Here is a 13,459-nt window from a genome sequence, read left to right as displayed (position 1 = left end):
ACATGATGGAACTTTATATCGCCAATAAAAACTATTCTTCATGGTCGATGCGTCCTTGGTTAGTCCTAGAGGCATTTCAACTGCCATTCCAAGAGCATATCATTCCTTTTTCTGAAGACCCCACAGGCGGACAGTTTAAACAGACGCTTAAAGTCTTGCATGACAATGCTAAAGTGCCTGTTTTAACTGATGGAGAGGTTTTGATTTGGGATTCATTAGCGATTTGTGAATACCTTGCAGAACAATATCCAGAACATGCTCTTTGGCCTAAACATGTTGCTCAGCGTGCATGGGCACGCAGTATTTGCGCTGAAATGCACAGTAGCTTTACAACATTGCGCAGTTTATGCAGCATGAATATTCAAGCTGATTTCAGTGCGCAGGGCAAAATGCTTTGGGAGGCGCATGCGGAACTGCGCGATGAGGTTGCACGTATTGAATACATTTGGGCACAGCGTTCTCAGCTTTCGGCATTTCTCTGTGGGGAATTTAGTATTGCCGATGCGTTTTATGCACCTGTAGTCATGCGTCTAAAGAGCTTTCAATTGCCAGTGAGTGCTAATGCACAGCATTATATGCAGCAGGTACTGCAACATCCTGCGGTGATGCAGTGGATTGAAGCTGCGCAAAAAGAGCAGCCTTTAGCAAGAATGGAACAATATTCACGTTAATGATGTGATACATCTAGTCTTATTTGGAACACACTAAATTAAATGGCTAAAACTATCCTGAGGGGTATAAGCCATAACCATATTTCGACCACCTGCCTTTGCTGCATATAGCGCTTGATCGGCATGGGTCAACAGTTGTTGCGGACGTAATTCAGGGGTCGAAATAGCGATACCAAAACTGGCTGTCACTTGGAAGGCTTGCCCATCTTCACTGAAAATTTGCAATTCTTCGATGGTTTTGCGACAGCGCTCAGCCACATGTATGGCTTGTTCTAGATTTGAATTTTTTAGCACCAAAATAAATTCTTCCCCACCATAACGCCCGACAATATCACTGCCGCGTAAATGTTGATTGAGCACATTACTGACTAGAATCAAAGCTTCGTCACCTTTATTGTGCCCATATTGATCATTAATCCGTTTGAAATGATCTAAATCGAGTAAGACCAAGGCATAACTTTCGGATGAAGGGTTGTCAAGCTGTTCTAAGCAATGATTAATACTACGGCGGTTAAACAAACTGGTGAGTGGGTCAATTTGGCTCAATTTCTGAATTAGGCGTTCCCGATGCCGCCATTGACTGAGTAAAGTTTCAAATAAAGCTAAACAGGTCAATAAGATCGGGATAATGAAAAAAATCATCGAAAATAGCCAAAAGCTATTTTGATAGCCAGATGCATCTGCCAGAAAAATCGGTGCATACGGTATGGTGCCTTTTAAGCTCAAGTACATACACATCGATAAAAAAATCGTTGCTGGAATCAGCATGCTATAGACAATTTTTCGGGTAAACAGCACTAAACCGACAGTGATTAAACTGACGTATGCGATCATGGTTGCAGGGCTGAGGACCCCAACGAGATAACCATCTCGGCACAATGAAATGACAAATAAACCAACAGATAAATAGGGCAGGAGCAGTTGTACCGTGGGCTGATCTTTCCACGCATAGCAGGGCCAAATTAATAGAATCATCAAGGCAAAAAATATGATATTGACCCACAGTTGTGATTCAACAATGGGAAGATTGACCCACTGCCATAATTCTGGCGTGATCAAAATATACCATTTCCAAATAATCCACAGCAGATGAATGGCCGAGCCAAGGATGAGCATCAGCATACATTTTTTCAGGATACTCCAGTTCATCACAACTTCGTCTTCCAGTAAGTACTGGCTGACGCTATTGCGAAGCATCAGGTCACGTATGTTTGAAATCCACTTCATCCTGCATTATGGCCTTGTTTGAGTTATCAATTTTTTTCTTAAAGTTTATATAGATATCATTTTAATTACCTTAACACGAAAAATGTTGATTGATAACGACACTGAACTGACAAGTTATTTTGTACCGATGGCATCTCGGGCGTTGCTGATTGTTCTATAAATAAAACATAGTGTCATAGAGATAGGGATTATTCTATTTATGTCATTTGGTTAAACTAGGCTCAAGTTAAAAACATAAGCATTAGGTTCTGAAATGAAAATTCTCCACATCGATTCAAGCATCATGGGCGACGCATCTGTATCACGTCAATTGAGTGCGGATATCGTCAAGCATTTAAAACAAAAGCACGGTGCAGAAGCACAGGTTCAGCATCTTGATTTGGCTGTCGAACAAATTCCACATTTGAACAGTGAAATTTTGATGGGACAAAATGCGGAGCAATCTGCGCTGGGTGAGCAATTGTTGCAACAATATTTAGATGCGGATGTGGTTGTCGTGGGCGCTGCAATGTATAACTTTGGCTTGCCATCCACTTTAAAAGCGTGGATTGACCGTATTAGTGTTGCAGGTCGTACCTTCAAATATACAGAGCAAGGTCCTGTGGGCTTAGCAGGTGACAAAAAAGTCTATATCGCAAGTAGCCGTGGTGGTGTTTATGGTGACAACAGCCCAGTAGACTATCAAGAAGGCTTTTTGAAAACCGTGTTCAATTTTACAGGGGTCAATGATGTCGAAATTATTCGTGCAGAAGGCGTGAATATGGGTGCGGAAATGAAACAACAAGCAATGTCTGCAGCTCAAGCGAAAATTCAAGCGATCTAATTGGGTCTCTGCATTTGAGTTGATGAGTGATTTCAATGTTCCTCATTTTGAGGTCAGCAAGCGCTGACCTCTTTTTTTATCTTTATTTTTTCTATTTCAATCGTTCATGTCTTAACGATTATGTTCGATCTAAGCGGTGTGCAAAGTCCGCTAAATCTGCCAACGCACGTTGCCCCTCTTCAAACCACGCACTAAACATTTGGAAGTTATGCCACATGCCAGTGTAGAGTTTAAATTCTACCTCGATGCCAGCCTCTTCTGCTTTGGCTTTGAAGCGCTGAGCATCATCTAATAAAATTTCTTTAGAACCGACTTGGATATGAATTGGGGGTAATCCCGTTAATTCAGCAAAAAAAGGCGAAACTTCTGGGTCTGCACGGTCGACTGAACGTGGAACATAATAATCAATGCCTGTTTCTAAGGCTTCAATGCTTAGAAGGGCATCATGCTTACAGTTATAGCGTAAAGACTCGCTGGTCAGGGTTAAATCTAAAAAGGGTGACATCAATACCAAGCCACTGACTTGTGGTAATTGTTCTTTTTGAATTTTTAAAGCCAGTGCCAGTGCTAAATTCGCGCCACATGAGTCGCCCGATAAAATAATGTCTTTGGCTTGCATGCCTTGATCTAATAGCTCGACATACACATTAAATAATGCATCTAAAGCTTCTGGATATTGTGCTTCAGGTGAAAGAGGATAATCTAAATGGATGACCTGCATTTGCGTGCGTGCCGCGACTTGTGTCATGAATGCTCGATGGGTATTCATTGAACCTAAAAAAAATGCGCCGCCATGAATGTGAAAAATCAGCTGGGTCGATTCTTGTTGGGGCTTAATTTCTTCGGCATTTAAGCCTGCTAAATGAATGGGGCGGACGTGTACATCACGGTTTTTAGGAAACACACGGCACATTTGTTCTAGTGCAAAACGTAAGGTTTCTGGAGGTAAATTAAATTGGCTCGGCGCACGAATCGTGGTCTTTAAAATACGTTCTGTAATGAGTTGTTTTGTGAGTGGTGATAACTTCATTTTCCGTCCATCTTTTTATGTTTTTGGAATCGTGTGAGTATATTTACCAACACGGTTTACAAGGTTACACTAAACGGTCACATACAAAAATTGATAATTTGTTGTGACTTTAAGATACTAATCTCGTCTATACCAGACCAGGGAAACATACAAAAATGAAAAAAATTGCATTAGCATTAGGATTGATGAGTTTAGCTGTATTTGCAAATGCAGCAGACCCGCTAAATGGCACAACTTGGAAAACCATTGATGACAAAACCAAGCAGCCAAAAGCGATTGTAAAATTCACCGAGCAAAAAAATGGCACACTTACTGCCAGCATTCAGCAAATTTTGACCAAGGGTGAAGAAAATGCCTGCAGCAAATGTGAAGGTCCGTACCATAACAAATCATTAAAAGGTTTACGTATTGTTAGTGGTCTTAAAAACGCTGGTGGTACGAGCTATGACGAAGGTTCGATTCTTGACCCTCAATCTGGCAAAACTTACAAGTTAAAAGGTCAATTGGCTGATGGCGGTAAAAAATTAGAGCTTCGCGGCTTTATTGGTATTTCTGCCTTGGGTCGTAACCAAACGTGGATTCGTGCAAACTAATTTGTATTGATCCTAAGAAAGCCTGACATCGTCAGGCTTTTTTTATGGAAAATTTTCATCTCAAAAAATTGAAATGAAATCTTATTCAAACTTATTTCAAGGCACGATAAGCAGCTTCATCAAAACCCACCAATAGGTCAGCGCCTGTGTCTAAAACTGGACGTTTAATCATGCTGCTATGCGTGGTTAGCGTTTCAATCAGTTTAGCCTCACTTGATAGAGCATCTTGCTGTTCTGCTTCGCTGAGTTTTTTCCATGTGGTGCCTTTTTTATTCAGAATTAATTCTGCACCTTTGGCATCTAGCCATTTTTTAACTGTTTCTGCATCAATGCCTTGTTTTTTATAGTCATGAAATTCATAAGACAAGCCGAGCTCAGTTAACAAATCAAAGGCTTTCTTCATCGAATTACAATTTTTGATGCCATAAATTTTAAGCATGTAAACGCGTCCTAAATAAAAAGAATAGATATGAAAAAGTTTTAATATCACATTAAGATTGCTATAAAGATTAACCAAAAATCGCGGAGTGCACTATGGGACATTGCTATTTTTTATTTGATTAATCAGGATGAATACGTCATCACTTGGCAATAAATCCGTCACTAAATTGACATGAACGGCTTTTAAACTAAGGCTTAAGAAAAAAGTAAAAAAATTGAATCAACAAAATTTCATATGAAAAATTAAACTGCACTGCAACAACAGATTAAAAATAAAATGAGAAGAATAAGTAGTGCAGATAAAAAAATAAAATGGGTGGCTTAGAGAAGAGAAAACCCGCATTTAATCATCCTGATCATGCGGGTCTCAGTACAACGTCCATTGTCACATCCATGAAAACAAGCTAAATCATTTAGTCTGTTTTTATACTTCCTTCGGCGTCCAATCCTTTTGTGTCATCCTGACATGTCCCTGTGCCGTGCGACCATAATGCCTTTCTATGATTGTGAGATAAATCTACTATAACGGAAGAACTTGTAAGAAATTGACATTAATTCAGTAAACAAATGTTTACTGAATTACTTGGTCTTTTAAAGTTGATAATCAATAATTACGGGTGCATGGTCGCTAAACCATTCATCTTTAAATACCCATGCGTTGACTGTACGTGCTTTCCAATCTGGTGAACAAGCTTGATAGTCAATCCGCCAACCGACGTTCTTCGCACGTGCTTGACCACGGTTTGACCACCATGAGTAAAGCTCAGCTTCTTTACGCACTTCACGGAAGGTATCGATATACCCCAATTCATCATAAATATGATCAAGCCATGCCCGTTCATGGGGTAGACAGCCCGAGGCTTTTTGGTTACCTGACCAGTTTTTAATATCAATGCGTTTATGCACGATGTTGTAGTCACCGCAGACAATCACGGATTTATTTTCAGCTCGCCATTGTTTTAAGATTTGCTTGTATTCGTTTAAGAATAAATCTTTACGGGCTTGGGCTTCATCGCCAGACGAACCAGAGGGTAAGTACAATGAACAAATATGTGCAGTTTGACCCAGTCCTAAATCAAATTCAGCTGAAATAAAGCGACCTTGGGTATCTGCAAGCTCAAAGCCTAAACCGTCTTTGACTGAAACAAAGGGCAAGCGACTATAAATCGCAGTACCTGCATAGCCAGGACGTTCTGCAGGGAAGAGGTGAGTGAACCAGCCTTCGGGTTTAAATTTATCGGTCCATTGCTCATGGGTAATGCGGCTTTCTTGCATACAAATGACATCTGCATCGGATTGTGCAATCCAATCAAAGATGCCTTTCTTTTCTGCCGACCGTAGACCATTCACATTAATTGAAACGACACGCAGAATTTTTTGATCACTTGGATAGCTACTCTTTGGTATCATGCTCAGGTTTAACCTCAAACTTAAAAAAATGGAGCACCTCATGACAGCGCAAGCGGCATTTAATCCACAAGCTTTTATCGAACTGGCATTATCACGTGGTGTGCTTAAATTTGGTGAGTTTACTTTAAAATCGGGTCGTGTGAGTCCTTATTTTTTTAATGCAGGTCTACTCAATGACGGTGAAGCGCTTTCACTCTTGGCTTCAGGCTATGCTGCGAAACTAACCGAATGCGATAATGTGGAAGTTGTTTTTGGCCCTGCTTATAAAGGTATTCCATTTGTTGCTGCAACAGCTGTGGCATTGTCACAAAACCATGGCGTAAGCGTGCCATGGGGCTTTAACCGTAAAGAAGCCAAAGATCACGGTGAAGGCGGTGTACTTGTCGGTGCTTCAGTTGAAGGTAAAAAAGTCTGGATTATTGATGACGTGATTACTGCGGGTACTGCAATCCGTGAAGTGGTGACTATTCTGAAAAATGCAGGCGCGCAAATTGCGGGTGTGTTGGTGGCACTTGACCGTCAAGAAAAAGGCCAAGGCGAACTTTCTGCCATTCAAGAAGTGCAAAAAGAATTAGAAATTCCAGTACATGCTTTAATTACCATGAAAGATTTAATGACTTTCTTAGATGCGAAAGGTGAAACAGAAGCTTTGGCAAAAATGGAAGCGTATCGTGTGAAATACGGTATCTAATGATTAATTTAAAGCATTGATTTTTAATAAGGCTCTATTCAATATAGGGCTTTATTTTTATCTATTAGAAAAATAATGAAGCACTGGTTATATAGCATCCTACCAACAATAATTATTATTGTCTTGATTGTGCAGTTGGATTCATTCTTAGGGCTCTTACATTTCTGGGCTTTAGTTCTTTTAGTAATTGTTGTTTTTGCTAGTTATTACGTTCCGTATAAGTTAATTGAAGGGGAAGATCGCTCAAGTTTTTACGCATTCATGTGCTGCATTTTTGTGTTGTACTGCGCTTTTAAGTTAGATCAACATCATCGGTCAGGTTTAAAAAATGAGATACAAGAGATTTGTGGTCTTGTCGCAAATCGTATGGATGATGATTTACCTCGTGTATTATGGCGAAAAAGTCCTCATCTTTATCAATTTGATCTTTTGGCAGCTGAGCAAGGCATTATTCATTTTAGAAAAAAAAGTCATGCACCACGAAATGGCGAAGCTGTCTGTGTGCAATATGTCGATGGCAAGCGCTCATGGTTATATGCGGAGCACGTTATTTTTCGCATTCAATGAGGTGTTAAGAAAGCTATATGATAAACATGGAAGCTTCCCGTGAAAAATAGGGCAATTAAGAGAGATACATTTTAGATGTTTAAAACGGGAGGCGAATGCTTCCTTTTTTATGCAATCTGAAAAGTGAACTGTGTCTATAAACAATATAAGAAAGTTCTAGAAAATCGCGATTTGTTGCTATTTTAATGAATATAAACACATTAAAATATAATCGTATCTATATGATATTATTTGATTTATTTTTATATTTATCTATCATTTAAAGTGTATCAATCTAGTGTGTGAGTGATTGAATTCTTAATTGTATGTGATGGATAACAGGTGAAATGCTGTATCAAATTTATTTTTGAGTTTTCATGTTTGAATGTTCTCCCTGCTGTAAATCTATTACGGCTTATTCGTTATGCAGTCTGTCAACGTAACTAAGGAATACAGTTCAGTAATCTGAAAAGGAATATGACATCAGTGAAAATGACGGTGTCTCATGATGATTTATTTTCAGTGCCAAACTCGTGCAATACATTGCCAAATTTAAAAAGAATCAGGAAGCCATTAATGAAACAACTTTTCAAATTAGCACTCGTCTTAAGTGTAACAGGACTCGTTGCATGTGGGGGCGGCGGCGGTGGAGATGGGGGAGTAACAGAAGATGCTGGCAATAATAATACTGCTCCTGAGGCACCTCCAACGAGTTCACAGCGTATTGCTAAGGCATTGGCAACGGGTGATGTGTCTGGTTTACAAACTTCAGATATGAGTTCGTTATTGGATCAAGCCATTGCTGAAGCGAATGCTCAAAATAATTACATTAATGGTGTACTGAGCTCCATTTACGGCAAAAATATTGATCCCAACTTAAATATTGGTACTGGAACCAGTACTGAAATTGGTGTTCAGTCTGGTACAACCGCGATTCCATTCATTGTTTCCAATAGTGGTCGTGGTATGGCGGCTTTAACCAGTTTAGGGAATGGTCGTGGTATGGCATATGGTGCCGACGTACTGAACTGGATGGCGAATGACAGTAAAGAAACGCAGCACTATCCACTGTTTTTACGCGGTTTTAAATGGTTGGTTACTGGCTCTGCGACAGGGACTTTGCCGAGCACGGTGAAATATGTCACGGCGGGCTATACCGCTGCAACAGTGAGTAAATTTATCGCCCGTGCTGGTTCTACAGGGCAAGCGATTGAATGTGATGTAACGGATAGTAGTAATACTTGCTGGAAACAGGCTGACTTAATTGTCTTTGGTGGCGGTGTTAAGGCGAGTAATGAATTAGCTGGTTTAGTTCGCAAATATTTGGCGGCAGGTAAAGCCGTAATGTATCTGCAACCGGGCTGGACTGAAGCTGCAGGTGGTAGGCAAGTCGTGACTGCTATGGGTATGACTATGGGGGGCTATCCGGGCAACTACTATGCGGCTGAAAATAATGTCAAAGTTGAAGGGAAGACAGGGGCGCAAGCGCTAGAATACTTGCTGACAACAGGTGTTAAGTTTGAGAGCTTAAAAACCTCATTAAACTTACTCAAACAAGATAATCCAGCAGTCAACTTAAATATTGATACATCACCTGTTGTACCATTTTCAACAGTGTTGAACGAACTTTCTACGCTGAATTCAGTCAATGTCGATATCTTTGCTGGAGAGCGTTCATACCTACTGTACCGTTTATTGGTGTTATGGGCTGATATGCAGCGACCATCGACGGTATATGGTTCAATTAGTCGTAGCAATCCATCAAGTTTCCTAAAAGCCTATGCTAGTGATGCATTTCAATGGTATGCGCGTGATTCTGCAACTGCAACGGCTACGGGCCAAGGCGACTACATGCCTGCCTCTGCACAGTTAATGAGCCCAAGCAGCGTAGCAGAAAGTATTGAAGTGACAATTCCACAAACGGGCGGTGTGACCTTGATTGGTCGCGGTGCACTTCCAGGCAAAGCAGTTGAAATTGAAGTGTTAGATGCTGCAGGTACCGGTAGTTTGGGCATTCAAACCAGTTTATTGCGTACATGGGGTAATCCGCTGACGGAAGGCTCAGATAGTTATGCACGACCACTGCGTCCACAATCGTTTACGGTCAAATTGCAAAGCGGTGTAAACCATTTTGTATCACCAAACGGTGGTCCGCTTATGCTGAATTATAGTGGCGCGACAGCAGATACGGTGGTGAAGCTCCGTATTAAAGGTACTGTGAAATATTCACACTTTGATTATACACAGCAGACCAGTAGTAGTGACATTTCAGATGCAGCGGCAGCACTGACTGCGGGTACGTATGGCTGGCAAACTACCAAAGTTACTGGCGGTGAAATTCAGCAAGTCATGAAATACGCCAAAAGTGCGATCGGCTCTACAGCGCCGGAAGTGTATGCCAATACCTATATTCGTGACGGTCTGTTTATGAGTAACCATATTGCCAATGGTTATAATGACGCAGGCATGACAACAACAGTGTCTTCGCTATGTAATGCCTTTGGTTGGACTTGTGACGGCAGTGTACATAAAGAACCTGTGGTACAGCATTTTGTTGGGTGGATTGCGACCTGTGGCTTCTTATGCTCTGGCAACCCAATTGATGGCTCAGCAGGGGTCGGCTTAGGCTGGGGCTATGCGCATGAAATGGGACATAACACGGTGCAGCGCATTATGCGAATCAAGCCGAATGGTACCGATGGTTGCGTGGTTGAATGTGACAATAACATTCTCGCGAGTGCGACTGCGCTACGTGTATTGGAAACATTAGGAATTGTGGCAGACAATGGGCACCCGATGGACTATGTGGGCACGTATAGCGATATTATTACAGCGCGCCAGCTCGGCTTAAGTGATGCTGCGTATTTGACAGAAATGCAAAATCGTATTTGGTCAAACATGGACTACCAAAACAAAATGCGGACTTTGCATTTCCAATTGGGCTTCCAATTTGCCAAATATCGCACGGGATTGAGCCAACCGACGGTAACCTCGACTTTAGACTATCTTGCTTTGTTAACTAAAGGTGATCGTTTGGTGAATAAGACCTTTACGGCGGCAAGTGCGTCTCATTATGCAATGGGCCGTTATACAGTAGAAACAGCGAAAACCATCTCAAACCATGATTTACTATATGTCTTAAGTTCAAAAATTATTGGCAAAGATATGCGTAATATCTTCTGGATGTATGGTATTCCGTTAAGTAATGATGCCTTAAATTCAGTTTCGGATCTGGGTTTAGCAATTGCGCCATATAGTTTCTATGCATTGCCAAAAGGAAATCATAACCAGTTGAAATTAGGAAAATGGATTGATTTAAGCAATAACTCGACACCAGCTTGGCCATATTAAAAATAATGTCAATTTGATTAAAAAAGGAAGCTTTGGCTCACTGCTGTCCCACAATTTTCACAAGAAGAACCTCAATTGAGGTTCTTCTTGTTTTCGCCATTTTTTATTAGGTATAAAGAGTGATCTTAATAGTTTTCTTTCAAATAAATTCACCTGAATAATCCTCAGCAAATGCTGAACACGGCATCCTTCCTGTGCTAGATGTTTCGCAAAACTTATCAATAAATACGCAATTAAGGCGATCCATATTTGGTTGTGTATTACATTACTGCTTCGGCCAAGAAATGACTTGAGTTTTAAATTCTGCTTAATGGCTTTAAAGAATAACTCAATCTTCCAGCGATATTTATAAATCGCAGCAATCGTGGATGCTGCTAAATGAAAGTTATTACTCTGAAATTCAAATGTCCTTTTCTTGTCGCGATTCGAGATTAGATACAATGTCTCTCAAGCTTTGACGGCATGATCATTGAGACATCAATTTTGCAATAAATTGATCCCATCTTGTTGCAGATCTTAATTTTTGTCCTTGATGATGTTGTTTCGCAAGGCGTTCAAAATCTTGTCTTAAAATTGGCTTGAGTAATTGGTGGAATACAATATTCTGATGTGACAAAGCCTGAGTCCTTAGCGTTAATATGTTTGTTCGCACTTATATTTTAACGATTTTAGACTCAGGCTTTTTTTATTTAAACCAAACTATGGGGCAGCAGTGAGCAGGAGCTTCCTTTTTTATTTGTCTTTGAAGATATTAGTGGTTAGTTAAGCTAAACACTATCGTGGAATGTTGATCAAATGTTATACGTGGAACAGTATGAATTTGCTAAAAGGCTCGTATCCTACAGAATAGGTGCTTTATGTTGTTCTAATTTATTGAAATTAAATAATTTCGTATAACGTGTATTATGTTAATTTTAGAAAAATTAAGAAATGGCTTCTAAAAATTGATTGATATAAACACTAACCTCTTTAGCATGTTCTTCAGCCAAATTATGCTTACCATTACTAATAATGTTTAAAGTAGAACCTTTTAATTTAGTGTTTAAATATGTTCCTACGGCTACTGGGCTAATAGGATCAGCATCTCCCCAAATTAGTAAAGTTGGAATATTAATTTTTTCCAAATAGTCATCGTAATTTACATTTGTTGTCATAAACCATTCAGGATATCGTGGATACTGTTCTTGGTATTCAGTTCTCCAGTCTTGGACGTTGAATGGAGTTAAATCGATTCCTCCTGATGTTGCTATTAAAACAAGACCTTTGATTAGACTAGAATCGGTAAATGCTTTATTAACAGCAAAAATGCCTCCCATTGATTGGGCAATTAGAATAGATTCTGAATTAATTTTTCCTGTAACGTATTCTTCTAAATCATTAAAATTCTTTAAACTAATATCCTCCGCAATATTTCCAAAACCAGGATACCCAATAATTTGTTTTTCATATTTTTCTGGTAAAAACTCAATCAAAGGTTTCCAAAAATCAAGGTTTCCAGATGCACCTGGTAAAAATACTATTTTTTCCATCTTTTCATAATCTTAAAAATTTTAATTGCTAAAACACTATCTTGTATAACTTTATTCGTCTAGATAAGTTTTTGATGCATTTAACATAAGGCGATTATATGAAATTCTATTGTAAGCCCAAAATAGAAATGTCCGCTTTTAGAATATATACTTTTCCAATTTTCTTAGAGGACGGTTTGATATGTTGGTGTCTATATCGGATAAAGAACCTAACATCTGGATTTTATAAATTCTAATAATTCTTTAAAAAGTTTATGCCATTCATCCGTTGGCTCTTCTACAAGAGGATGCCAGAAAAAATTAAACACTAACCCACCATCATCATTACAAAAATGTGTCCAATTTTCCTTTAATGGTTCTGTTGTATCGCACACAAATACATGCCAATTAGGTCCTGATTCAGATGGATAATGTAAACCGAAATATGAATGAATACTTGTAGATGAAATTCCTGACTCTTCATAAAGTTCTCGTATAGCTGCATCCTCTAGCTTTTCATTAGCCTCAACAGTACCTTTTACAATTTGAATGCCTGCAATAGGATGTCTAAAAACTAATATTTCAATATTTTGACCTACATGTCTAAATATGACAGGTACTACTTTTTCTATTACGGTCATACTTAAAGTATTTATAGAGAATGATCTAGTTATACTATCAGTTAACATAAAACCTTTTATAAAAAATGCTCTTCATCACATTTCTTACACTCCAACATCACACCTAATTTTTCTTTCCGTCCTTGCTCAGTCATCACCCAAGGACGGTTCTGCCACGGTGGATTATGCCGCACATGCTGCCCATGACCACAGGCCAAATCAGCGACCCAATGCTGCTCTTCATCTAAGTGAAAACCAATAATCGCTTGCTGCATATACATTCCCTTTTGGATATTTATAAAAAAGATAAAAGGGCATATAGCCCTTTTATCAATCATGTCACAACCCTTAAGGTCTAGAACAGTCAGGGCTAGAACAGTCAGGGCTAGAACCATAACAATTGCCTGACTTCATTTCATAAATCGTCGAATGGCTGGGGGTGCCGCACATCTTGTGGAATAAACAAAGTCACCGAATGTACACCATACAACTCCGCAGGAATGGTCATATCTTTTAATACCATATAAGTACTTTAAAGATGCATTTAG

Annotated in this window: 13 protein-coding genes and 1 pseudogene; 6 read left to right on the top strand and 8 right to left on the bottom strand. The window is 39.5% G+C overall.

Annotated features, from left to right (window positions below):
• The first annotated feature begins 2 nt into the window (after positions 1–2).
• Positions 3–671, top strand: a complete 669-nt coding sequence (locus tag B9T33_RS01820) for a glutathione S-transferase family protein (RefSeq protein WP_086177237.1) — start codon at positions 3–5, stop codon at positions 669–671.
• A gap of 33 nt (positions 672–704) precedes the next feature.
• Here the strand turns inward: B9T33_RS01820 and B9T33_RS01815 are convergent, their stop codons facing one another.
• Positions 705–1,898, bottom strand: a complete 1,194-nt coding sequence (locus B9T33_RS01815; RefSeq protein WP_086177236.1) for a GGDEF domain-containing protein — start codon at positions 1,896–1,898, stop codon at positions 705–707.
• Positions 1,899–2,151: 253 nt separating this feature from the next.
• On the opposite strand from B9T33_RS01815, the gene B9T33_RS01810 reads away from it, so the two are divergent.
• Entirely contained in the window at positions 2,152–2,721 is a 570-nt protein-coding gene (locus tag B9T33_RS01810; RefSeq protein ID WP_086177235.1) for an FMN-dependent NADH-azoreductase, read from the top strand.
• A 118-nt stretch (positions 2,722–2,839) separates the two neighbouring features.
• Here B9T33_RS01810 and B9T33_RS01805 read toward each other — a convergent pair whose 3' ends face one another.
• Positions 2,840–3,751, bottom strand: coding sequence for an alpha/beta hydrolase (locus B9T33_RS01805; RefSeq protein ID WP_086177234.1), 912 nt, complete (start codon positions 3,749–3,751; stop codon positions 2,840–2,842).
• A 155-nt stretch (positions 3,752–3,906) separates the two neighbouring features.
• Between B9T33_RS01805 and B9T33_RS01800 the strand changes: the two genes are divergently transcribed.
• Complete coding sequence (locus B9T33_RS01800; protein WP_086177233.1) at positions 3,907–4,344, top strand: DUF2147 domain-containing protein; 438 nt, start codon at positions 3,907–3,909, stop codon at positions 4,342–4,344.
• Between the two features lie 91 nt (positions 4,345–4,435).
• On the opposite strand, the gene B9T33_RS01795 is transcribed toward B9T33_RS01800, so the two are convergent.
• Both B9T33_RS01795 and B9T33_RS01790 read right to left on the bottom strand, forming a co-directional pair.
• Positions 4,436–4,783, bottom strand: a complete 348-nt coding sequence (locus tag B9T33_RS01795) for a Spx/MgsR family RNA polymerase-binding regulatory protein (protein WP_086177232.1) — start codon at positions 4,781–4,783, stop codon at positions 4,436–4,438.
• Between the two features lie 593 nt (positions 4,784–5,376).
• Positions 5,377–6,195, bottom strand: a complete 819-nt coding sequence (locus tag B9T33_RS01790; RefSeq protein ID WP_086177231.1) for an exodeoxyribonuclease III — start codon at positions 6,193–6,195, stop codon at positions 5,377–5,379.
• A gap of 40 nt (positions 6,196–6,235) precedes the next feature.
• Here B9T33_RS01790 and pyrE point away from each other — a divergent pair, with 40 nt between their 5' ends.
• From pyrE to B9T33_RS01775, 3 genes are all read left to right on the top strand, one after another.
• Positions 6,236–6,886 carry an orotate phosphoribosyltransferase gene (gene pyrE, locus B9T33_RS01785; RefSeq protein WP_086177230.1) on the top strand — a complete coding sequence of 217 codons (651 nt, stop codon included), beginning with the start codon at positions 6,236–6,238 and terminating at the stop codon, positions 6,884–6,886.
• A 75-nt stretch (positions 6,887–6,961) separates the two neighbouring features.
• Positions 6,962–7,453 (top strand): hypothetical protein, encoded by a 492-nt coding sequence (locus tag B9T33_RS01780; protein ID WP_086177229.1) that lies wholly within the window; start codon positions 6,962–6,964, stop codon positions 7,451–7,453.
• A 555-nt stretch (positions 7,454–8,008) separates the two neighbouring features.
• Positions 8,009–10,783 (top strand): ImpA family metalloprotease, encoded by a 2,775-nt coding sequence (locus B9T33_RS01775; protein ID WP_086177228.1) that lies wholly within the window; start codon positions 8,009–8,011, stop codon positions 10,781–10,783.
• Between the two features lie 57 nt (positions 10,784–10,840).
• Here the strand turns inward: B9T33_RS01775 and B9T33_RS01770 are convergent.
• The 4 genes and pseudogenes from B9T33_RS01770 to B9T33_RS01755 all read right to left on the bottom strand — a co-directional run bounded on the left by B9T33_RS01770 (position 10,841) and on the right by B9T33_RS01755 (position 13,186).
• Positions 10,841–11,399, bottom strand: a pseudogene (locus B9T33_RS01770) (DUF4372 domain-containing protein).
• A 307-nt stretch (positions 11,400–11,706) separates the two neighbouring features.
• Positions 11,707–12,312 carry an alpha/beta fold hydrolase gene (locus tag B9T33_RS01765; protein ID WP_086177227.1) on the bottom strand — a complete coding sequence of 202 codons (606 nt, stop codon included), beginning with the start codon at positions 12,310–12,312 and terminating at the stop codon, positions 11,707–11,709.
• A 209-nt stretch (positions 12,313–12,521) separates the two neighbouring features.
• Positions 12,522–12,932 carry an NUDIX hydrolase gene (locus B9T33_RS01760; RefSeq protein ID WP_086177332.1) on the bottom strand — a complete coding sequence of 137 codons (411 nt, stop codon included), beginning with the start codon at positions 12,930–12,932 and terminating at the stop codon, positions 12,522–12,524.
• Positions 12,933–12,988: 56 nt separating this feature from the next.
• Positions 12,989–13,186: a DUF3565 domain-containing protein gene (locus tag B9T33_RS01755; RefSeq protein WP_086177226.1), complete on the bottom strand. Its 198-nt coding sequence runs from the start codon at positions 13,184–13,186 to the stop codon at positions 12,989–12,991.
• Positions 13,187–13,459: the final 273 nt, after the last annotated feature.

It is taken from the genome of Acinetobacter sp. ANC 5054, from assembly GCF_002135295.1.
GTDB lineage: Bacteria > Pseudomonadota > Gammaproteobacteria > Pseudomonadales > Moraxellaceae > Acinetobacter.
This window is presented reverse-complemented; position numbering and strand designations above follow the sequence as displayed.